Below are 21,009 nucleotides of genomic sequence, written 5' to 3' on the forward strand. Positions count from 1 at the left end.
TTCAGCCCTTCAGCAACTCGTCGGCGATGTCGCGGACGGCGGCCATGGCCCGGTGCAGCAGCCCGGGGCCGAACGTGATCCGGGTGGCGCCCAGCTCCCCCAGGCGGCGCGGCGTCGGCCCGTCGGGCAGGGCGACCGCGTTGAGCAGGCCCGGGATGGCGGCGGCCAACCGGGGCAGGGCCTCGGGCGGCGCCAGGATCGGGTAGACACAGTCCGCGCCCGCCGCCACGTACGCGCGGGCACGGCGCACCGTCTCCGCCTCCTGGTCCGTGCCGTCCGGGACGCCGAGGACATATGTGTCGACGCGTGCGTTGACGAAGAGCCGGTCACCGGCGACCGCCCGCACCTCGGCCAGCCAGTCCGCCTGCTGCTGGTCGTCGACGAGGACGCCGCCGACCGAGTCCTCCAGGTTGCAGCCGACGGCGCCGGTTTCCAGGAGGCGTTCCACCAGCTCTGGGGCCGACAGCCCGTACCCGGCCTCGACGTCCGCCGAGACGGACACGGTCGCCGGCACGGCGCGCACGACCCTCGCCACGGCCGCGAACATCTCGTCGGGGGGAGTCTTCCCGTCCTCGTGGCCGAGTGAGGCGGCGATTCCGGCGCTGGGCGTGGCGAGCGCGGGGAAGCCCGCCTCGACGAAGACGCGGGCGCTCGCCGCGTCCCACGGCCCGGGGAGAACCAGAGGGTCGCCGGGCGCACGGTCGAGGTGCAGGGCTCGAAAGGCTGACGCGGTCATCGTGAGACTCCTGGGGAAGGTCCGTGCAGGGGCGTGCGATCCATGCGGTGTGGGCCATGCGTGCGGCGCGTGCGATGCAGACGGGTGCGATGCATGCGGGGCGTGCGGGGTGTCCAGGGCATGAGCGGAACACGGCGCACGTCTCCGTCCACGGGCGGGTTCGAGGCCATGGGATGCGCCGGGCCTCTGCCGGGGGATGCTAGGTCAGCGGGCGCGCGACGCGCACAGGACGCGCAGGGCGTACGAGGCGCGCAATCCGCGCAGAGGTACAGCGAGACACGAGAGGCGCGCGACCGGCGGAGTGACCGCGTCGCGTGAGCGGGGCGCGTACGCGGGTAGCGTCCAGCGTCGCGAACGTCGGTGGCGCGTACGCCGGACGCGTACGCCGGACGCGTACGACGGCTGCGTACGCCGGGAACGGAATGTGAGGCCCGCGCGAGGAGAGGCGCACGGGCCTGGACCGCACTTGGTCGGTGCCGCTCAGCCGCTTGCCGGAGGTGGCCGGTGCCGGTCGGCGCGTGTCAGTGCTTGATGTCTCCCGGCTGGTAGTGGCCGGGAACCATGCGGGTGGTCACGGCGAACCGGTTCCAGGCATTGATCGTCGTGATCGCGGCGACCAGATGGGCCAGCTCCGCCTCGTCGAAGTGCTTGGCGGCGTTCTGCCACACCTCGTCCGGGACGAACCCGTCGGTCAGCACCGTCATCGCCTCGGTCAGCTCGATGGCCGCGATCTCCTTGGGCGTGTAGAAGTGCCGCGACTCCTCCCACGCGCTGAGCTGAATGATCCGCTGGACGGACTCGCCGGCCGCCAGGGCGTCCTTGGAGTGCATGTCGAGGCAGAACGCGCAGTGGTTGAGCTGGGAGGCGCGGATCTTCACCAGCTCCGCGATGACCGGATCGAGTCCCCTGCGGGACGCCGCGTCCAGCCGGACCATGGCCTTGTAGACATCGGGCGCCAGCTCGGCCCAGTGCGCGCGGGGGGTGTGCTCGGGGTTGAGTTCGGAGGCCGGGCGGGCGTTTTCGTTCGTCGTCATGGGGACGACGTTACGGGAAGATGGCGCAGGCATATGGTCCATTTCCGCAATGGACTCATGGGCCACTTCCGGAGCTGGGCATCTACGCGGCGCCTTCCGGGGCGATCGCTTCTCTCAAGGCTGAGCAACGATGTGTGAAGTCGTAGACCGCCCTGCGGCAGGGGTCCCGGGCCGTCCGAGGTGTTCCACTCCGGTCCGTCCGGCACCAGCAAGGGCCGTGCGGCCCTGAGCGCGGTGTCGCCGACGAGGGCCTGGCCCCCTCCTCGCGCCGTTCTCTCGTTCGCCAGAACTCGGTAGCGTGTTCGGTCCGTCGCGGACGAGCATGGGGCGCATGACTGACCAACGCGCGCGATGGACCCAGGCAACGGTCTACCCCGATATGTGGGTCGACCCGGACGACGACCCCCGTGACAACGAGGGCCCCGGCCCGGAGGGGGAGCTTGCGACGCTGCAGGACTTCCTGAAGAACTACCGCATGACGCTGCGGATGAAGTGCGAGGGCCTGGATGCGGAGCAACTGGCCCGCCGGTCGGTTCCGCCGTCGACGATGTCGCTGCTCGGCCTGGTCCGGCATCTCGCGGAGGTGGAACGGGACTGGCGCAACTGGATCACCGACGGTGACCCGCTGCCGAAGCTGTACGGCGCGCGCGACGCGGACTTCGACGGCGCCGTCGCCGAGCCGACTGTGGTCGACACCGCGTTCCGCGATCTGGAGCGTGAGCAGGCCGCGACCGACGCCGTGCTGGCCGAGCATGCGGACCTGGGCGAGCGCGCGGGGAAGGACGGGATCGCCGTTCGGGAGCTGATGGTCCACAGGATCGAGGAGTACGCCCGACACTGCGGGCACGCCGACCTGTTGCGCGAATGCATCGACGGCAGGGTGGGCCAGTGACGAGCAGCATCCCGTTCCGAGGGCGCTGACACCCGGCCGGGCCTTCACGGTCAGCCCATCGCTTCTGCTCAGGGGGTCGCCTCTGCTCAAGGGACCGCCTCTGCTCGGGGGCCGCCTCTGCTCGGGGGCCGCCTCGGGAAGGCGGCCCCCTCAGCGGAATGGCCCAGCGATAGGGTGCGTTTCCATGAAGGATTCCTGGGCCGGTTTCGGGACCGACCTCCTCCTGGAGACGAAGGGCTCGACGGGATCGCGGGCCGGGCTCATGGACGCCCTGCGCGAGGCCGTGCGCACGGGCAGGCTGACCCCCGGCACCCAACTGCCGTCCTCCCGCAGCCTCGCCGCCGACCTCGGTATTGCCCGGAACACCGTCGCCGACGCATACGCGGAGCTGGTCGCGGAGGGGTGGCTCACCGCTCGTCAGGGGTCCGGCACCCGGGTGGCGCGGCGGGCCGAGCCGCGCCGGTCGGCCGCCCGGGTGGCGCCGTCCCGGCCGGTGCGCTCCCGGCCCGCCCACAACCTGATGCCTGGTTCGCCGGACCTTTCCTCCTTCCCGCGCGCCGCATGGCTCAAGGCGTCCCGGCGTGCCCTGACTGCCGCCCCCAACGACGCCTTCGGGTACGGGGATCCGCGCGGGCGCGTGGAACTGCGTACCGCGCTGGCCGGCTATCTCGCCCGGGTGCGAGGCACGTACACCGACCCGGAACGGATCGTCATTTGCGCGGGCTTCGTGCACGCCCTGAAACTGATGGGGACGGTGCTGCGTAGACGGCGGGTGCGCGAGGTGGCCGTCGAGTCGTACGGACTGGACGTGCACTGGCGGTTGCTCACGGACGCCGGACTGCGCATCCCGCACCTCACGGTGGACGAATCCGGGGCCAGGACCGATGACCTGGACGGGATGCGCGGGATCGGGGCCGTGCTGCTGACACCGGCCCACCAGTTCCCGACGGGTGCACCGCTCCATCCCGACCGCCGGGCCGCGGCGGTCGACTGGGCACGCCGCACGGGCGGGCTGATCCTGGAGGACGACTACGACGGCGAATTCCGCTTCGACAGGCAGCCGGTCGGGGCCCTTCAGGGGCTCGATCCGGAATGTGTCGTGCATCTGGGTACGACGAGCAAGTCGCTGGCACCCGGGCTGCGGTTGGGGTGGATGGTGCTGCCGGAGCGCTTGGTGGGGGAGGTGGTCGAGGCGAAGGGGATCAGCGACTGGTCGTCGAGCGCGCTGGAGCAGCTGACGCTTGCGGAGTTCATCGAGTCCGGCGCGTACGACCGCCATGTGCGCGCGATGCGGCTGCGTTACCGGCGGCGCCGCGACCAGCTCGTCGCGGTGCTGGCGGAACGGGCCCCCGGCGTCCGGGTCAGCGGCATCGCCGCCGGACTGCACGCGGTGCTCGAACTCCCGGAGGGCGGCGAGGCGTCGGCGCTGCGCGCGGCGGCCTGGCAGGGGCTCGCGCTGGAGGGGTTCTCGCGCTTCCGTCACCCGGACGCGGCACCCGGCCGCGACGCCCTGGTCATCGGCTACGGGACGCCGACCGACAGCGCCTGGGCGGGCGCGCTGGACGCGCTGGTCCGGGTTCTTGCCTGAGTCTTGGCCGTGTGTCTGGTGCGGGACGTTGATCGACATGGCTCCGGGTGGTTGCCGACGCGCTCCGGGGCCGCAACGACACTGTCTGCGTCGCGTGCTGTGGCGCCATGGCGCCGAGGGGCGAGGAGCGAGGGGCGCAGCAGCGCACGGAATCGGGCCGTGCGCTGCCGGAACCTCCGTGCGGCTCGGGCACGGCCGCGCCCGGTCGCGGGGCGGCGCGAGTCCGGGCGGGACGTGGCTGGGACGCGGGCGGGACACGGGTGCGGGCGCGGGATGGGCTGTTAGGGGAGTTCGCGGTGGAGGCGGGAGGCGAGCATGCCGGGGAGGCGGGGCTCGCCGTAGGCGGAGAGCACGTTGCTGTCGGAGGTATGCCATCCGGTGGCGGTGAGCTGGTAGAGGGTGCCTGAGACCCCGTAGAGCCGGGGTTTGCGTACGCGCAGTACGGCGTACTCCGCCCGGCGGAGGAACGGGCACTGCCGCACGGAGACCCGTGCATGCTCGGCGCACAGGGGTGGCATGGAGGTGATGGACCGCTCGGGCCAGGTCGGGGGCGAGTCCGGGCGGCGCCAGTCGAGGAACAGCCAGCCGTCCCGGTCCCGCCCGGCCGGACCGCCGCAGACCTGGCACAGCATGTTCTCCATGCAGATGCGTTGGCGGCGCACGTGCATGAGGCCGTACTGCACCCGCCCGTCGGCCGATTCGTCCATGCGCACCCATAGGTTCCCGTGGTGGTCCCGGTCTTCTGGCCTCGGCTTGCGGTACACCAGCCGAGGCCCGCCCGGGGCGAACTCGATCTTCAACTCCGAACGCAATACAGGCTGTTCGGCGGAACGCGACGCGACGTAGGGCGCCAGGAGAGGCATGGCAGCGCTTCCCTTTCGGTGGTGGGGCGAGGGCGGGGCGAGGGCGGGCGGGATGGGCTACGCGGCCATCAGCGCGCTGGCCGCGAACGCGGGTGCGGGGTGGACGTAGGACGGGCAGGGCGCGGGCACAGGCACAGGCACAGGCGCGGGGGTGAGGTGGGTGCGGGCGCGGGCCTTAACACGTATGGGCGAATCCACGGGGTGCCCGGCTCCGGGGCCAGACCGTCCGCGATCGGTACGGCCTGCCGCGCAGCTACCGCAGCGCGAGCCGGGGAGTCGCGAGGACAGTTCCGCCGAGTTGGACGGTCATCCGGCTGTCACCCGCGACGGCCTCGACGAGGAACCGGCCTGGTCACAGTAGCTCGCCCCGGCTACGCCGGTTGGCGCGGGCCAGTTCGGCGCGCAGCCGCTCTATCGGTTCGGCCGGCCGCGCGGCCTCGGGGGCGACGGTCCATTCGACCCCGCCGCCGATGGGGCGCAGGGACCACTGCCCGCACCACTCACCGCGGAATTCACCGACCCGATCCTGTGATAGGTCCACCATGAGCGTGCCGGGGACCGGGGCCGGGGCGTGGGGGGATTCCTGATCGTTCGAGGCGCCGTTCCTCATGGACACGGGCCACTCCTCTCCGTAGTGATTCCACTACCAAGGCGGCCCAGCGTGACCGACAGTCAGCTTCCCTTCAACTAGCTGGTACTGAAGGAAGAGAGGAATCCAACGTGGTCAACCGCAAGGAGCTGAACCCCGAATCAAGCCCGGAGGCGGCCTACGGAGCACGAGTGCGCAGGTTGCGGGAGAAGCGTGGCTGGAGCCAGGAGGAGCTTGCCGGACGAGTGGGGTATTCCAGCCAGCATGTTTCGGCTGTAGAAACTGCTCGGAAACCGCCAACTCTTCCGTTCTCGCGTAAGGCTGATCTCGCCTTCAGCGCAACCGGGACCACCGCGTCCTTCGAGCGCGAGTGGCGCGAGATGCGGCACGGCGTACTGCTGGAGGGCTTCCCGGAGTACGTCGGCTATGAGAGCCGGGCGGTGGAGATCCGGTTGTTCCAGATCGGGCTCATCCCCGGTCTGCTCCAGACACCGGAGTACGCACGTGCTTTGGCTGACGGTGATGTGTGGCGCGGTTCCATCACGCCCGAACAGGCGGATGAACGTGTGGCGTTCCTGGCGGGGCGACAGGCGGCGTTGGCGGGACCCCGACCGCCCATGGTGCTGGTGGTGATGGACGAGAGCTGTCTCCACCATGCCGTGGGCGGTCCGGAGGTCATGGCAGCTCAGCTTCAGCGGCTGGTCGAGGTCGCTTCCCTCCCCAACTGGCTGCTTCAGGTGTCACCCTTCGAGATAGGAGCGCGTCGCTCGTTCAACCTTCCGGTCAACCTGCTCACGCTCGCCGACCGGTCTGTTGTTGCCTATGCCGAATCGCAAGCACAAGGTCATGTGGAGCGGGAAACCGCTTCCGTAGCACCGCTGTTGACGGCCTACCATCAGTTGCAGGCCGAAGCGCTCTCCCAGGCGGAATCCGTGGGCGTGATCAACCAGTTACGAAAGGGCACCCCGTGACGACTGAATCTCCTTGCTGGTTCAAGTCCTCGTACAGCTCGAACGGTGGTGACTGCATCGAGGTCGCCGTCAACCTCGCCGCCTCGCGTGGTGTCGTCCCCGTCCGTGACTCGAAGAACCTGAGCGGTCCGGTGCTGAACACTTCTGCCGGCGCGTTCGCATCGTTCGTGGTGGGTGTCAAAGCTGGACAGTTCGGCGCGGTCTGACCGCCCAGCCCGCGCAGCGGTTGAGGTTGTCCCATCGTGCGTCGCATGGTGGCGCATCTCGGTTTGCGGCGTCCTTGGCCCTGCTGTAGGTCGAGGCGCTGTCCCAGGCGGAATCCGTAGCGTTGATCAACCAGTTGCGAAAGGACACCCTGTGACGACCGAATCCCCCTGTTGGTTCAAGTCCTCGTACAGCTCGAACGGTGGCGCCTGTATCGAGGTCGCTGTCAACCTCGCCGCCTCGCGCGGCATCATCGCTGTCCAGGACTCCAAGAGCTCGAATGGGCCGGTGCTGAGCACTTCCGTCGACGCGTTCGCATCCTTCATTTCGGGCGTCAAGACAGGCGATTTCTAGGGTATTTGGCCCTCATCTCGCGCAATGTGCGCCGTTTCGGAGCTGTCCTGTCGTGCGGAAGGCGATGGGGCAGCTGGCCGCCCCGAGCACACCCATGGCCATCAAGCACCTGACGGTAAACGGGTTTGGTGCCTGAGCCCGAGCAGCGCTGGGTCAACAGCGGGCATCCCCGCGTGGGCGGGGACCACCTCCACCCGGTGAGCCGCACGACTCCGCGAGTGGGGCCACCCCCGCGTGCGCGGGGACCACTTCTGTGGCACCAGGTGCTGGACGTGGTGGCTGGGACCACCCCCGCGTGCGCGGGGACCACCTGCGGCATCACCGTGCCCTTCTTTCCCTTCGCGGGACCACCCCCGCGTGCGCGGGGACCACCCCGGCTACGGCGACGGGGGGCCGCTCGCCGCGGGACCACCCCCGCGTGCGCGGGGACCACCGTGTGCGGTCGCTCATCGGCCCGGCTCCTCGGGGACCACCCCCGCGTGCGCGGGGACCACAATCGCGGTCAGAAGGTTGTTCTCTGGCCGCAGGGACCACCCCCGCGTGCGCGGGGACCACGCGCGGAACGTGCGATAGCCGTTGTTCTCACTGGGACCACCCCCGCGTGCGCGGGGACCACACGCCGGGTCCGGGGCTGGTGGTGGTGGTGCTAGGGACCACCCCCGCGTGCGCGGGGACCACGGCACGCCCCCACCGGTGACCGGGTGTCAGTCGGGACCACCCCCGCGTGCGCGGGGACCACGCCTTCGGCACCTGGGATTGGGAGAACGGCTGGGGACCACCCCCGCGTGCGCGGGGACCACACCGCCTTGACCTTGTTCATCGACGACTCGAAGGGACCACCCCCGCGTGCGCGGGGACCACGCCACCACGTAGAAGCGGCCGGCGTCGGCCGGGGGACCACCCCCGCGTGCGCGGGGACCACCACCCCTTGCACGAGTCGATTCCGGAGGTCCGGGGACCACCCCCGCGTGCGCGGGGACCACTTTCACCGATGGCGATCATCGTGTCAAGCATGGGGACCACCCCCGCGTGCGCGGGGACCACAGTTGCTGACCTGCGGGTTTAGGCGGCGCGAGGGCTGTTTTTACTTACTTCCTTGAATTGCGACATCGGGGTCAAAGTGCCCCTTTCGGTTTGTTGGTGTGGTCGCGCCTTGCTGCTGCAGGCATATCCGAGGTTGAGAAACGCTGTGGCTTCGAGGCTACTCGGCGGCGTCCCTCCTCCGGAGGGGATTGTCGTCGTGGAGTCACGTTGTGATGAGTCGTCGGATCCGATATTCGCCCCTCTTCTCCCGCCTGGCGTGCTGGGCGATCACGTTGTCGGACGTGTGTCCTGGTTGGGGGCTGGGAGGGGCGGGGCGGGTTTGTTGGCACTCGACGTTGCCGGATCGCTTGGGTGTGGCGTACGCCGAGGTTGCCCGGCAAGGCTGTCTCGTCCTGGAATGCGCCTCTCGCCGTCCCCGCGGTGCCGCCCCGCGGGTGCGTGGTCCGGTGTGGACCGCGTGCCCCCGCTTCCCGGTGCCATTGGCAGGGTTCTAATCTGACAAGTGGTCGTGCTGGCTTGATTCATACGGCGGGGGAGACGGAAACATGGCCATGCGTAAGTTGAGGTCGAGCACGGTGGTGCTCGGCGGGATGGGAATGCTCGCCGCGGTGATCACCTCTTGCGGTTCTGAGCCGGACAAGCGGTGCGTCGATCCGCTGACCCACAAGCAACTGCCCAGCTACAAGTGCAAGAGCGGCAGCGGAAGCAGCGGCAGTAGTGGAAGCGGCGGCGGCGGTTCGTACTACTACGGCGGCAAGAGCAAGAACGGCAGGGTGGAGGGCGGCAGTTTCGACAAGGCGGCCGTCCAGCGCGGCGGCTTCGGCTGCTCGGGCACCGGAGGCGGCTGAACCGGTATGGAACGCCGCACCATACAGCCCCGCCCCGGCTGGCAGGAGACGGTCGAGAGCCAGGGCGTCGTCTACCCGCTGACCCGTCACCCCGACGGGTCGCTGCGACCGTACTGGGACGAGAGCGCCTACTACGTCTTCTCGCTGCCCGAAGTGGAGGCGCTGGAGGAGGTCGTCGAGGAACTGCACGCCATGTGCCTGGCCGCCGCCGCGCACATCGTGGAGCGGGACCGCTTCGCCGAACTCGGCATCACCGAACCCCGGTTGGCCGGCCTGGTCGCCGAGTCCTGGCATCGCCGCGACGAACTCCCTTTCATCTACGGGAGGTTCGATCTCCGCTACGACGGGACCGGGCCGGCGAAGATGCTGGAGTACAACGCGGACACCCCCACCTCGCTGGTGGAGGCCGCGAGCGCCCAGTGGTTCTGGATGGAGGATCGCTTCCCGGACGCCGACCAGTGGAACTCGCTGCACGAACGCCTCGTCGAGGCGTGGCGTCGGCAGGCTGCGTTGCTGCCCGCCGGGCCGGTGCACTTCGCGTACTCCGAGGGCGACGAGATCGGCGAGGACCTGATGACGGTCGCCTATCTGCGGGAGACCGCCGAGCAGGCCGGACTCGACACAGAGGCGCTCTCCGTGGAACAGATCGGCTGGGACCGCCTGACGGGCCGGTTCGTCGACGAACGCCTCCGGTTCATCCGCAGTTGCTTCAAGCTGTACCCGTGGGAGTGGCTGGCGACCGACGCGTTCGGGCCGCACGTCCTGGACACCCTTGACAACGGCGGCGGCACCGGTACCACCTGTTGGATCGAGCCCGCCTGGAAGATGCTCCTCTCCAACAAGGCGCTCCTGGCGATCCTCTGGGAGCTCTACCCGGGTCATCCGAACCTGCTCGCCTCCTACCTCGACGGCCCGCGTGAACTGGCAACGTACGGTACGGGCGTCGGGGCCGGTTACGTCGTCAAGCCTCTGCTGGGCCGGGAAGGCGCCGGGGTCACGATCCATGAGCCGGGCAGCCCGGAGGTGCTGCGCGATGAGCCGAGCTGCTACCAGGAGTTGGCGCCCCTGCCGGACTTCGACGGCAACCGGGTGGTGCTCGGGGCATGGGTGGTCGAGGACGAGGCGGCGGGCCTCGGTGTCCGGGAGTCGGAGGGGCTGGTGACGGACGAGTACGCCCGCTTCCTGCCCCACGTGATCCTCTAGCCGACAGCCGACAGCCGACAGCCGACAGCCGACAGCCGACAGCCGACAGCCGACAGCCGACAGCCGACGGGCCCCGGGGGCCGGCCGCACCCGGGGCCCGTTCCCCGGGATCAGCCGCGCAGTACGCCGCGGATCTGCTCCAGCCCCCAGTCAAGGTCCTCCTTGCTGATCACCAGCGGCGGGGCGATCCGGATCGTCGAGCCGTGGGTGTCCTTGACCAGCACGCCCCGGTCCATCAGCTTTTCGGAGATCTCCCGGCCGGTTCCGTGGCGCGGGGCGATGTCGACGCCGGCCCACAGCCCGCGCCCCCGGACCTCCTCCACCGCACCCCCGCCCACCAGCAGGTTCAGCTCGTGGTGGAGGTGTTCGCCGAGTTCGGCCGCGCGCTGCTGGTACTCGCCGGTGCGGAGCATCGCGATGACCTCCAGGGCGACCGCGCAGGCGAGCGGGTTGCCGCCGAAGGTCGAACCGTGCTCACCGGGCCGGTACACGCCGAGCACGTCCCGCGAGGAGACCACCGCCGACACCGGCACCACGCCCCCGCCCAGCGCCTTGCCGAGCACATACATGTCCGGCACCACCCCCTCGTGCTCGCACGCGAAGGTCTTCCCGGTCCGGCCCAGGCCGGACTGGATCTCGTCCGCGATGAACAGCACGTTCCGTTCGCGGGTCAGCTCGCGCACGCGGGAGAGGTAGCCGGGCGGCGGCACCAGCACCCCGGCCTCGCCCTGGATCGGTTCCAGCAGCACCGCCACCGTGTTCTCGGTCATCGCCTCCATGAGCGCGGTCAGGTCCCCGTACGGAACGATTTCGAACCCCGGCGTGTACGGGCCGAAGTCCTCCCGCGCCTCCGGGTCCGTGGAGAAGCTGATGATCGTCGTCGTGCGGCCGTGGAAGTTGTTCGCGGCGACGATGATCTTGGCCATGCCGTCGGGGACGCCCTTCACCCGGTAGCCCCACTTGCGGGCGGTCTTCACCGCCGTCTCCACGGCCTCGGCCCCGGTGTTCATCGGCAGGACCATCTCCATGCCGCACAGTTCGGCCAGTCGCGTGCAGAAGTCGGCGAACCGATCGTGGTAGAAGGCGCGCGAGGTGAGGGTCACTCGTTCCAGCTGGGCCCTGGCCGCGTCGAGCAGGCGCCGGTTGCCGTGGCCGAAATTGAGCGCCGAGTACCCGGAGAGCATGTCGAGATAGCGGCGGCCCTCGACGTCGGTCATCCAGGCGCCGTCCGCCGAGGCGACGACGACGGGCAGCGGGTGGTAGTTGTGCGCGCTGTGCGCCTCGGCGGAGGCGATGGCGTTGTCCGTGGTCGACACGGGGTCTCCGATCGTCGTGCGGCGTGGGCGGGAGAGGGTGCCCACTTTGTATCGTCGGTCACAACCCAGGCGGGGAAACCAGTGATTCACGGCGCGCCCGCACCGGCCTCGTACTGTTCCCGCACCACCCCCGAGCTGTTCCCGTACCGGCCGCGAGCTCTTCCCGCACCAGCCCCGCACCAGCCCCGCACCAGCCCTGTGCCGTTCCGTCACCGGTCCCGTACCGGCCCCGTACCGTTCCGCCATCGGTCCCGCACTGCCCCTGCCACCCGCCTCTCCCACCGGCTGCCGGAACTGGCCCCCGCACCTGAGACAATGGGCCCATGGCCTCTGAACGCCCCCGCGTGCTCTCCGGAATCCAGCCCACCGCAGGCTCGTTCCACCTCGGCAACTACCTTGGCGCGGTCCGCCAGTGGGTGGCGCTGCAGGACTCCCACGACGCCTTCTACATGGTCGTGGACCTGCACGCGATCACCGTCCCGCAGGACCCCGCGGAGCTGCGGGCCAACACCCGGCTGGCCGTTGCCCAGCTCCTCGCCGCCGGTCTCGACCCGGAGCGGTGCACGCTCTTCGTTCAGAGCCACGTCCCCGAGCACGCCCAGCTCGGCTGGGTCATGAACTGCCTCACGGGCTTCGGCGAGGCGTCCCGGATGACGCAGTTCAAGGACAAGTCCGCCAAGCAGGGCGCCGACCGCACCACCGTCGGCCTCTTCACGTACCCGATGCTGATGGTCGCCGACATCCTGCTGTACCAGGCCGACCAGGTCCCGGTCGGTGAGGACCAGCGGCAGCACCTGGAGCTGACCCGCGACCTGGCCGAGCGGTTCAACGGCACCTACGGCGACACGTTCACCGTGCCGGACCCGTACATCCTCAAGGAGACGGCGAAGATCTACGACCTCCAGGACCCGTCGTCGAAGATGAGCAAGTCGGCGGCCACCCCGAAGGGTCTGATCAACCTCCTCGACGAGCCGAAGGCCACCGCCAAGAAGGTGAAGAGCGCGGTCACCGACACCGACACCGTCATCCGCTTCGACCGTGCCGAGAAGCCCGGCGTCAGCAATCTGCTGACCATCTACTCCACGCTCACCGGCACGACCATCGAGGATCTTGAGCGGAAGTACGAGGGCAAGGGTTACGGTGCGCTCAAGACCGATCTCGCCGAGGTCGTGGTCGACTTCGTCACACCGTTCCGCACCCGCACCCAGGAATACCTGGACGACCCGGAGACCCTGGACTCGATCCTGGCGAAGGGTGCCGAGAAGGCCCGTGCCGTGGCGGCCGAGACCCTGGCCCGGACGTACGACCGGATGGGCTTTCTGCCCGCGAAGCACTGAGTCCAAGGACCCTGGCGGTTTCGCCGCTCCAGGCGTCACACTGGCGATGGGAAATCCATCGGGTGGACGGATGGCCGAAAAGAGACTGTTCACCATCGAGGACTATTGACCTTCGAAGATGAGGAGAACGACGTGGGGACCGTAACGCTCGGCGTTTCGATCGCGGTCCCGGAGCCCTACGGCAGTCTGCTCCAGGAGCGGCGCGCGAGCTTCGGGGATCCTGCCGCGTACGGCATTCCCACCCACGTCACCCTCGTTCCGCCGACCGAGGCCGCCGCGGCCGACCTGCCCGCCATCGAGGCGCACCTCTCCCGGGTCGCGACGGCCGTCCGCCCCTTTCCGATGCGATTGTCCGGTACGGGCACCTTCCGGCCCCTCTCGCCGGTCGTCTTCGTGCAGGTCGTCGAGGGCGCCTCGGCCTGCTCGTGGCTCCAGAAGCGGATCCGGGACGAATCCGGGCCGCTGGTGCGCGAGCTCCAGTTCCCGTACCACCCGCACGTGACCGTCGCGCACGACATCGCCGAGGAGGCGATGGACCGGGCGTACGAGGAACTGGCCGAGTACGAGGCCGCGTGGACCTGCGGTTCCTTCGCGCTGTACGAGCAGGGCACGGACCGGGTCTGGCGCAAGATCAACGAGTTCCCGTTCGGTGCCGGGGGCGGTGCGCCTGCGGTGCCCGCCCAGGGCGGCTTCTCCCTGGACGAGCCATCCCTGCGTCCCTGAATCCGGCCCTCGCCGCATCCTGTTCCGGCCCTCGCGTCCGTGCCCGCCCCGGCTCCCCGCCGGGGCGTCGTACGTCGGAGCGGCAGACGCCGGAACGTCGTACGTCAGAGCGGCAGACGCCGGAACAATGGGTGCGGCACATGCCGCACCGCTGACATCACCACGCGCAGCGCCCCGGGCACCCACACCGCCTCCGAGCGCCGTCGCAGCCCTGTCACGATCGCGGCCGCCACCGCGTCCGGCGTCGCCACGAGAGGCGGTGCCTCCAGCGGCGCCGCGGCGATCCGGGACGCGGCGTCCTTGTACGCGGTGAGCCGTCGGGACATGAGCCGCGGTGCGACCGACCGTGACGCGGTGTGCCGCGGTGCGAAGAACCGTGACGTGATGCGCCGCGATGCCGCGGGTCGTGACGTGGTGGGCCGCGGCAGCGCGGAGAGGGACGGCTGCGACGTCGTGGAGCGCGGCGCCGTTTCCCGGGTGCGGGCATCGGGGCCGGTGGGGGCGACGGGGCCGAGGCGATCGGGGTCCACGGGGCCGAGGCGATCGGTGGGATCCACGGAGCCGGTGGGATCGGTGGGATCCACGGAGCCGGTGGGGTCCACAGGGCCGGTGGGCGAGGCTTCCGGGCGCACGGTGCCGGGGCGCACGACCATGACATGCACCCCCGTGCCGCGCAGCGCCTCGCCCAGACCCTGGGCGAACGCGTCCAGGCCCGCCTTGCTGGACCCGTAGATGAAGTCCGCGCGGCGGGCGCGCTCGCCGGACACCGACGACAGCACCACCAGTGAGCCGTGTCCCTGCGCCTGGAGTCTCCCGGCGCACACCAGCCCGGCGGAGACGGCTCCTGTGTAGTTGGTCTGGGCGACCCGGACCGCGCCCAGCGGCTCCTCCTCGTCCCGCTCCTGGTCGCCCGCGACCCCGAAGGCGAGGAGCACGACGTCGATGTCGCCCTCGGCGAAGACCTTCCCGAGGACCGTCTCGTGGGTCTCGGGCGCGAGGGCGTCGAAGTCGACCGTGGCGACGTCGGCACCGCACGTGCGCAGCTCGTCGGCGGCCGATTCGAGGGCGGGGGAGGGGCGCCCGGCGAGCCGGACCGTACGGGTCCGCCCTGCGACCAGTCGGCGGGCGGTGGCGAGGGCGATCCTCGACGTGCCGCCGAGGACGAGCAGGGACTGCGGAGCACCGAAGGCGTCCTTCACGGGAACACTCCTTGTGGACGGGGGTGACGAGGCACCGGACGGACGAAGCACTGAGCGGACGAAGCGGTGAGCAGGCCACGTGCTGAGCGGGCCGAGCACTGAGCGGGCCGGGTGCTGGACAACGGGGCACGGGCCGCGAGCCACGGGGCACGGGCCGCGAGCCACGGGGCATGGGCCGCGAGCCACGGGGCGACAGGACACCGGGCGCCAGGGCGCCAGGGCACCGGGACGGCCGGCGCGCGAGGACCCGTGACGGGTCGGCCCGTCAGAGCGAGAGGCGGCGAGAGAGGTCCGATCGGAACGCCCCGTTCGGGTCCAGTCGCCCGCGCAGCGAGCGGAACTCCTCCAGTCGCGGATACATGGCGGCGAGCACGTCCGGCCGCAGCCGCGCGTCCTTCGCCAGGCACACCCGCCCCCCGGCCTCCGCCACCTCCTCGTCCAGCGAGTCCAGGAACCGGCCCAGACCCGGCAGGGCGGCGGGCAGATCGAGGGCGAGCGTCCATCCGGGCACCGGGAACGAGAGCCAGCCCGGACCGCCCGCGCCGAACCGCTTCAGCAGCGCGCGGGGCGAGGCGCAGCGCCGCTCCGAGATCCGGCGCACGATCCGGCGCAGCGTCTCCTCCTGCCCGTGTCCGACGACGAACTGGTACCGGACGAATCCGGCGCGGCCGTGCAGGCGGTCGCCGAGCGGCAGCCCGTCCACGGGGTGGAAGAACGTCGACAGCCGCCGGAGTTCGCCGATCCGGTAGGAGGGCGCCCGGCGGTACCGGAGTTCGTTGAGAAGGGCCACGGAGGCGCGGCCGAGCGGTCCCGCCGGGACGAGGGCGGGGGAGGCGGCCGGCCGCCCCGGACGCAGGGCGAGGGGCGCGCGTCGGGCGTTCGCCGGGAGCGCGTGCCGGGGCGCGTGCTCGCCCCGGGTGAGCACGGAGCGGCCCGTCGCCCGGCCCCGGGCCTGGAGGTCGATCCAGGCGGCCGAGTAGCGGTAGCGGTGGTCCCCGGCGGAGAGCCGGGCGAGCAGGTCGTCCAAGCCGACGGCCCGTTCGGTGTCCACCGACAGCCATGCGCTGTCGGCGCGGTGCAGGCGGAGGGTGGCCGAGAGGATCACTCCCGTCAGCCCCAGCCCGCCCGTGGTCGCGTCGAAGAGGTCGGTGCCGGGCCGGACCGTGAGGATTTCGCCGTCGCCGGTCAGCAGTTCCAGCTCCCGCACGTGCCGACCGAAGGAACCGGAGACGTGGTGGTCGGGTCCGTGGACGTCGGAGCCGATCGCGCCGCCCACGGTGACATGGAGGGTGTCCGGTGCGACCGGCGGGAACCAGCCGAGCGGCAGCAGGACCTCCATCAGCCGGCGCAGGCCGACCCCGGCCTCGCAGACCACCAGTCCGGCCGTGGCGTCGATGGTGCGGATACGGTTCAGCGCGGTCATGTCGAGCACACAGCCGCCGCCGTTCTGCGCCGCGTCGCCATGGGCCCGGCCGAGCCCGCGGGCGATGGAGCCGCGCGGCCCGCAGCCGCGTACCGTCGCCGCCACCTCCGCGTAGGTGCGCGGGCGGAAGCGCAGGGCGGTCGTCGGGGAGGTGCGGCCCCAGCCGGTCAGGGACACGGTGTCGACGGACATGACGGTGACCGTATCGCCTGAGAAAACCCATTCGAGGGATTTATCAACAGGCTCACCTATATGGGCGATTCGAAGGGTTTCGGAGTGTTTCAACACGTTCGCCGGTGAGGAGAGTTTCGGGTCCGGGAGCCGGGGCAGGTAGTGGTATGTCATGGACTGGCTGAAGAACCTCCCCCTCATCGGGCCGATCGTCTCCCGTCTGATGGCGACTCACCTCTGGCGTTCCTACGAGACGCTGGACCGGGTCCACTGGACCAGACTCGCGGCGGCGATCACCTTCATCAGCTTCCTGGCGCTGTTCCCGCTGATCGCCGTCGGCGCGGCGATCGGGGCCGCGCTGCTCACGGAGGGGCAGCTGCACCGGATCGAGAAGGTGCTCGCCGAGCAGGTGCCGGGCATCTCCGACCAGCTCGGCATCGGCGATCTGGTGGCCCATGCCGGAGCGGTCGGGGTGGTCGCCGGCGCGGTGCTGCTGTTCACCGGTATCGGCTGGATCGGCGCCATGCGGGACTGCCTGCGCGCCGTGTGGGGGATCGACGACGCGGACACGGGCAACCCCGTCATCCGCAAGCTCAAGGACGCGGGGCTGCTGCTGGGGCTGGGCGGGGCTGCGCTGGCGACGCTCGCGATCTCCTCGGCCGGCTCCTTCGCCGTCGGCTGGACCGCCCGGCTGCTGGACATCCCGGACCGGGGCGCGGGCGGTGTGGTGCTCCAGGTGGCCGCCCTGGTCGTGGCGGTCCTCGCCGACTTCCTGCTGCTGCTCTACCTGTTGACGCTGCTGCCCGGTGTCGAGCCACCGCGTCGCAGACTGCTGGTCGCCGGGGCGATCGGCGCGGTCGGCTTCGAACTCCTCAAGCTGCTGCTCGGCGGCTATATGAAGGGCGTCGCCTCGAAGAGCATGTACGGCGCCTTCGGCGTGCCGGTGGCGCTCCTGCTGTGGCTGAACTTCACCGCGAGGCTCCTGCTGTTCTGCGCCGCCTGGACGGCGACGCCGGACGACGGCGAGGACACCGCGCGGGACACCGCGCCGGTCAGCGACGGGAAGGGCGGCGCACCAGGTCCGGCAGCGGCCAGCGCCGGTTGATCAGGAACCCCCCGCCGCCCACCAGCACCACGACGCCCGTGGCGATCCCCAGGGCGACCCCGGCGCCGCCCCCGCCACCACCGGCGACCGAGGCCCCGGCGGCGTGCGAGGCGCCGCTGTGCCCCTGGCCCGTTCCGTTCGCCGCCGTGGGGCCCTTCCCCGTCCCGTTGCCGATGTCGTTCTCCGTGTCGGTCACGGCGGACCTCGGCGGCACCAGCTCGCCGACCGGGGTCACCCTGCCACTGGCCTCGAAGCCCCAGTCGAGGAGGCTCGCGGCCTCCTTGTAGACGGCGTGGTGCTCCTCGGACGACGGGTTCATGACGGTGACCAGCAGCACCCTGCCGTCGCGTTCGGCGACACCGGTGAAGGTGTTGCCCGCGTGCGAGGTGTAGCCGTTCTTGACGCCCGCGATGCCCTTGTACGGGTCGACCCCGTCCGCGCCGGTGAGCAGCCGGTTGGTGTTCTGGATGGCGAAGGTCTCGCGCTCCCCGTTCTTCTTCTTCCCGCCCGGGAAGTCCGCCTCGGCCGTGGAGCAGTACTCCCGGAAGTCCGCCTTCTGCATCCCGCTGCGCGCGATCAGCGTCAGGTCGTACGCGCTGGAGACCTGCCCCGGCGCGTCGTACCCGTCGGGCGACAGCACCTTCGTGTCGAGCGCCTGCAACTCCTCGGCGTGCGCCTGCATGTCGGTGACCGTCCGGGGAACGCCGCCGTACATCGCGGACAGCGCGTGCACGGCGTCGTTGCCGGACCGCAGGAACACCCCGAGCCACAGGTCGTGGACGGTGTAGGTGAGGTTTTCCTTCACCCCGACCAGGCTGCTGCCCTCGCCGAGATCGGCGAGGTCCTCGGGCCTCACCGTGTACGTACGGGTCTTGGGCTGGAGTTTGGGCAGCACGGTGTCCGCGAAGAGCATCTTCAGGGTGGACGCGGGCGGCAGCGACCAGTGCGCGTTGTGCGCGGCGAGCACCTCGCCGCTCTCCGCGTCGGCGACGATCCAGGATCTGCCCGTGAGGTCCTTGGGCAGGACCGGTGCCCCGGCCCCCAGTTTGACCTGCGTACCGGCCCGGCCCAGCAGCTCGCCGCCGACGCGAGACATGTCGCGGGGCGGCTTCGGCTGCTTGTCGGAGGCGTCCTTTTCGGCCGCCGACGCCGGACTGATGACAAAGGCGGACAACATGGCGGCGGAGGCGACCGTCAGTGCGATCTTCTTCAGTGCGGGCACGGTCGGAAAATTACAGGGCGAAGATATGAATGTGAGCATGGTTGACCGGACCCGCCGTAGGCGCCCCCGGGACAGCCCACCCCGGACGGCCTCGCCGGAGCCTGGCGGAGATACTGGGTCCATGAAGCTCAGCCGCCCCGTCTCCTGGTTCCTGCTCGCCTTCGGGGTGTGGAGCTGGGTCATCTGGATCACTTTCGTCAAGAACCTCGCGAAGGACGCCAGCGGGCTCGCCTTCGACGACGCGGGTGACCCGACTGCGTACTTCTGGGTCCATCTGCTGCTCGCCGTCACGTCCTTTCTCCTGGGGACGGCGGTGGGAGCGATCGGGTTCCGAGGTCTGAGGGCTCTGCGCCGCGAGCGCGGTTGAACCGGACGAACGGCGGGAGAGACGTACATGGCCGTTGCGGTTCTCGTACTGGCGGTTCTCGTGGTGCTCGCGCTGCTGGCGGGCGTGCACCGCTATCTCTGGCGGCGCCTGGTCGGTGACACGACGGCCAGGGGCAGCGCCCTGCGCACGGCCGGCACGGTGGCGGCGTACCTGCTCCCGCTGCTGAGCGTCGGCGCCCTGGTCGCCGGCCGTCTCGGCGCGCCCTTCCGGCTCCAGCAGGTGCTGGCCTGGCCGGGCTATCTGTGGCTGGCCGTGGTGCTGTATCTGACCCTCGCTCTGCTGGTCGGCGAGTTGGTACGGCCGGTGCTGCGGTGGGCGCTCGCGCGCCGGGACGCCGCACGGGGGCGCCGGGACGCGGGCACGCGGGACGAGGCCCCGGAGGCGGGTCCCCCGGGCGGGGCCTCGTCGGCGGGGGAGGGCGCCCCGGAGGCGGCGGAGCTCTCGGCCGCGATGGCCGGGGCCGGTGACGGCGGCCTCCGCACGGCCGCCTCCGAGGCCGTGCGCGCCGGGTCCGGGGCGCACGGCTCCGGGACCGAGGGCGACGCCTCGGCGGCCGGTGCGCGGCCCCGTACCGACGCTCCCCGTATCCCCGTCGGCGCTGGAACCGGCGACGCGCCGGGGGCCGACAGCGCGCCCGGAACCGGTAGCGCCACCGCGACCGCGATCGACGAAGCGCCCTCGAACAGGACCGACGGCGCTACTGCGACCAGGGCCGCGATCGACGAAGCGACCGTGACCGGGCCCGAGAGCGCGGTCTCGACGGGGACCGGAACGGAGGGCACGGCCGGGGACGGCGCCGGAGCCGGTACTCCTGCCCTCTCGCGTCGCCTGTTCGTCGCGCGGGCGGTCGGAGGCGCCGCCGCCGTCGCCGGGTTCGGCACGGTGGGTTACGGCACGTACGGCGTGCTGCGCGGGCCGCGGGTCAAGCGGATCACCGTCCCGCTCGCCAGACTGCCGCGCTCCGCGCACGGCTTCCGGATCGCCGTGGTCAGCGACATCCATCTCGGTCCGACCCTCGGCCGTGCCCACACCCAGCGGATCGTCGACACGATCAACCGGACCCAGCCGGACCTGGTCGCCGTCGTGGGCGACCTCGTGGACGGAACCGTCGACGATCTCGGTCCGGCGGCGGAGCCGCTCGCCCAGCTCGACGCCCGCCGGGGGAGCTTCTTCGTCACCGGCAACCACGAGTACTTCTCCGGTGCGGCCCCCTGGGTCGACCACGTACGGGAGTTGGGTCTCCATCCGCTGGAGAACGCCCGGGTCGAGATCGACGGATTCGACCTCGCCGGTGTCAACGACCCCGCAGGGGAGGCCGAGGGCCAGGGCCCCGACTTCGAAGCCGCGCTCGGCGACCGCGACCCCGTACGCGCCTCGGTGCTCCTCGCCCACCAGCCCGTCGTCATCGACGAGGCCGTCGCCTGGGGCGTGGACCTCCAACTGTCCGGCCACACCCACGGCGGGCAGCTCTGGCCGGGCGATCTGGTCGCCCAACTCGCCAATCCGACGGTCGCCGGACTCGACCGGTACGGCGACACCCAGTTGTACGTCACGCGCGGCGCAGGCGCCTGGGGGCCGCCGGTACGCGTGGGAGCGCCCTCCGACATCACCGTCGTGGAACTCGCCTCGCGGCAGTTCTGACGCTGCGTCGTTATCTTGTTACAGACCCTGCCGAACCGCCCAAGGTTTCAAGTGCCGAACAAAAGGCTATGAGTCCCAGTTTTGGTCTTCCAGATGTGAAAATCGTGTGATTGGGTGAGCGCGAGCATGCGGTGCGGCGTGTCTGTGCACGCCGCCGA

The 21,009-nt window shown here is 70.8% G+C and carries 19 protein-coding genes, 2 pseudogenes and 1 CRISPR repeat array; of the genes and pseudogenes, 12 read left to right on the forward strand and 9 right to left on the reverse strand.

Going from position 1 to position 21,009, the window contains the following annotated elements; translation table 11 throughout:
* Window position 1: 1 nt before the first annotated feature.
* Complete coding sequence (locus ACIHCL_RS07300) at window positions 2-736, reverse strand: isocitrate lyase/phosphoenolpyruvate mutase family protein (RefSeq protein WP_399857923.1); 735 nt, start codon at window positions 734-736, stop codon at window positions 2-4.
* A gap of 521 nt (window positions 737-1,257) precedes the next feature.
* Window positions 1,258-1,770, reverse strand: coding sequence for a carboxymuconolactone decarboxylase family protein (locus ACIHCL_RS07305; protein WP_399857926.1), 513 nt, complete (start codon window positions 1,768-1,770; stop codon window positions 1,258-1,260).
* 322 nt (window positions 1,771-2,092) lie between these two features.
* Here ACIHCL_RS07305 and ACIHCL_RS07310 point away from each other — a divergent pair, with 322 nt between their 5' ends.
* Window positions 2,093-2,662 carry a DinB family protein gene (locus tag ACIHCL_RS07310; RefSeq protein ID WP_399857927.1) on the forward strand — a complete coding sequence of 190 codons (570 nt, stop codon included), beginning with the start codon at window positions 2,093-2,095 and terminating at the stop codon, window positions 2,660-2,662.
* 184 nt (window positions 2,663-2,846) lie between these two features.
* Entirely contained in the window at window positions 2,847-4,250 is a 1,404-nt protein-coding gene (locus ACIHCL_RS07315) for a PLP-dependent aminotransferase family protein (protein WP_399857930.1), read from the forward strand.
* A 281-nt stretch (window positions 4,251-4,531) separates the two neighbouring features.
* Here the strand turns inward: ACIHCL_RS07315 and ACIHCL_RS07320 are convergent, their stop codons facing one another.
* Both ACIHCL_RS07320 and ACIHCL_RS07325 read right to left on the reverse strand, forming a co-directional pair.
* The gene (locus ACIHCL_RS07320; protein ID WP_399857932.1) at window positions 4,532-5,113 is read right to left on the reverse strand and encodes a hypothetical protein; all 582 of its coding nucleotides are present in this window, start codon (window positions 5,111-5,113) and stop codon (window positions 4,532-4,534) included.
* A 352-nt stretch (window positions 5,114-5,465) separates the two neighbouring features.
* Window positions 5,466-5,723, reverse strand: coding sequence for a hypothetical protein (locus ACIHCL_RS07325; RefSeq protein ID WP_399858059.1), 258 nt, complete (start codon window positions 5,721-5,723; stop codon window positions 5,466-5,468).
* Window positions 5,724-5,833: 110 nt separating this feature from the next.
* Here ACIHCL_RS07325 and ACIHCL_RS07330 point away from each other — a divergent pair, with 110 nt between their 5' ends.
* The 5 genes from ACIHCL_RS07330 to ACIHCL_RS07350 all read left to right on the forward strand — a co-directional run bounded on the left by ACIHCL_RS07330 (window position 5,834) and on the right by ACIHCL_RS07350 (window position 10,326).
* Window positions 5,834-6,673 (forward strand): Scr1 family TA system antitoxin-like transcriptional regulator, encoded by an 840-nt coding sequence (locus ACIHCL_RS07330; protein WP_399857934.1) that lies wholly within the window; start codon window positions 5,834-5,836, stop codon window positions 6,671-6,673.
* On the forward strand, window positions 6,670-6,879 hold the full coding sequence (locus ACIHCL_RS07335; RefSeq protein ID WP_399857935.1) for a DUF397 domain-containing protein: 210 nt from the start codon (window positions 6,670-6,672) through the stop codon (window positions 6,877-6,879). Before ACIHCL_RS07330 ends, ACIHCL_RS07335 begins: the two co-directional genes overlap by 4 nt.
* A gap of 151 nt (window positions 6,880-7,030) precedes the next feature.
* Complete coding sequence (locus ACIHCL_RS07340) at window positions 7,031-7,231, forward strand: DUF397 domain-containing protein (protein ID WP_399857938.1); 201 nt, start codon at window positions 7,031-7,033, stop codon at window positions 7,229-7,231.
* A 159-nt stretch (window positions 7,232-7,390) separates the two neighbouring features.
* Window positions 7,391-8,275: direct repeats of the CRISPR family, unit length 29 nt; unit sequence GGGACCACCCCCGCGTGCGCGGGGACCAC.
* A gap of 545 nt (window positions 8,276-8,820) precedes the next feature.
* Window positions 8,821-9,123, forward strand: coding sequence for a hypothetical protein (locus tag ACIHCL_RS07345; protein WP_399857940.1), 303 nt, complete (start codon window positions 8,821-8,823; stop codon window positions 9,121-9,123).
* A 6-nt stretch (window positions 9,124-9,129) separates the two neighbouring features.
* Window positions 9,130-10,326 (forward strand): glutathionylspermidine synthase family protein, encoded by a 1,197-nt coding sequence (locus ACIHCL_RS07350; RefSeq protein WP_399857942.1) that lies wholly within the window; start codon window positions 9,130-9,132, stop codon window positions 10,324-10,326.
* A 110-nt stretch (window positions 10,327-10,436) separates the two neighbouring features.
* Here ACIHCL_RS07350 and rocD read toward each other — a convergent pair whose 3' ends face one another.
* On the reverse strand, window positions 10,437-11,642 hold the full coding sequence (gene rocD / locus ACIHCL_RS07355; protein ID WP_399857944.1) for an ornithine--oxo-acid transaminase: 1,206 nt from the start codon (window positions 11,640-11,642) through the stop codon (window positions 10,437-10,439).
* Between the two features lie 323 nt (window positions 11,643-11,965).
* Here rocD and trpS point away from each other — a divergent pair, with 323 nt between their 5' ends.
* Both trpS and ACIHCL_RS07365 read left to right on the forward strand, forming a co-directional pair.
* Complete coding sequence (gene trpS / locus ACIHCL_RS07360; protein ID WP_399857946.1) at window positions 11,966-12,979, forward strand: tryptophan--tRNA ligase; 1,014 nt, start codon at window positions 11,966-11,968, stop codon at window positions 12,977-12,979.
* A gap of 132 nt (window positions 12,980-13,111) precedes the next feature.
* On the forward strand, window positions 13,112-13,702 hold the full coding sequence (locus tag ACIHCL_RS07365) for a 2'-5' RNA ligase family protein (protein WP_399857949.1): 591 nt from the start codon (window positions 13,112-13,114) through the stop codon (window positions 13,700-13,702).
* A 104-nt stretch (window positions 13,703-13,806) separates the two neighbouring features.
* Here the strand turns inward: ACIHCL_RS07365 and ACIHCL_RS07370 are convergent.
* From ACIHCL_RS07370 to ACIHCL_RS07380, 3 genes and pseudogenes are all read right to left on the reverse strand, one after another.
* Window positions 13,807-13,962 (reverse strand): annotated as a pseudogene (locus tag ACIHCL_RS07370) (decaprenylphospho-beta-D-erythro-pentofuranosid-2-ulose 2-reductase); the annotation flags it as partial.
* Between the two features lie 366 nt (window positions 13,963-14,328).
* Window positions 14,329-14,901, reverse strand: a pseudogene (locus tag ACIHCL_RS07375) (SDR family NAD(P)-dependent oxidoreductase); the annotation flags it as partial.
* A gap of 265 nt (window positions 14,902-15,166) precedes the next feature.
* The gene (locus ACIHCL_RS07380; RefSeq protein ID WP_399857952.1) at window positions 15,167-16,516 is read right to left on the reverse strand and encodes an FAD-binding protein; all 1,350 of its coding nucleotides are present in this window, start codon (window positions 16,514-16,516) and stop codon (window positions 15,167-15,169) included.
* 151 nt (window positions 16,517-16,667) lie between these two features.
* On the opposite strand from ACIHCL_RS07380, the gene ACIHCL_RS07385 reads away from it, so the two are divergent.
* Window positions 16,668-17,600, forward strand: coding sequence for a YihY/virulence factor BrkB family protein (locus ACIHCL_RS07385; protein ID WP_399857955.1), 933 nt, complete (start codon window positions 16,668-16,670; stop codon window positions 17,598-17,600).
* Here the strand turns inward: ACIHCL_RS07385 and ACIHCL_RS07390 are convergent.
* Window positions 17,548-18,945 (reverse strand): D-alanyl-D-alanine carboxypeptidase family protein, encoded by a 1,398-nt coding sequence (locus ACIHCL_RS07390; RefSeq protein ID WP_399857957.1) that lies wholly within the window; start codon window positions 18,943-18,945, stop codon window positions 17,548-17,550. The two genes, ACIHCL_RS07385 and ACIHCL_RS07390, sit on opposite strands and share 53 nt — an antisense overlap.
* Between ACIHCL_RS07390 and ACIHCL_RS07395 the strand changes: the two genes are divergently transcribed.
* Both ACIHCL_RS07395 and ACIHCL_RS07400 read left to right on the forward strand, forming a co-directional pair.
* A complete protein-coding gene (locus tag ACIHCL_RS07395) occupies window positions 18,944-19,189 on the forward strand; it encodes an SCO4848 family membrane protein (protein ID WP_399857960.1) in 246 nt (81 codons plus the stop codon). The two genes, ACIHCL_RS07390 and ACIHCL_RS07395, sit on opposite strands and share 2 nt — an antisense overlap.
* 27 nt (window positions 19,190-19,216) lie before the next feature.
* Entirely contained in the window at window positions 19,217-20,851 is a 1,635-nt protein-coding gene (locus tag ACIHCL_RS07400; protein ID WP_399857963.1) for a metallophosphoesterase, read from the forward strand.
* The last annotated feature ends 158 nt before the right edge of the window (window positions 20,852-21,009 follow it).

Source organism: Streptomyces sp. NPDC052042 (assembly GCF_044548345.1).
Lineage (GTDB): Bacteria > Actinomycetota > Actinomycetes > Streptomycetales > Streptomycetaceae > Streptomyces.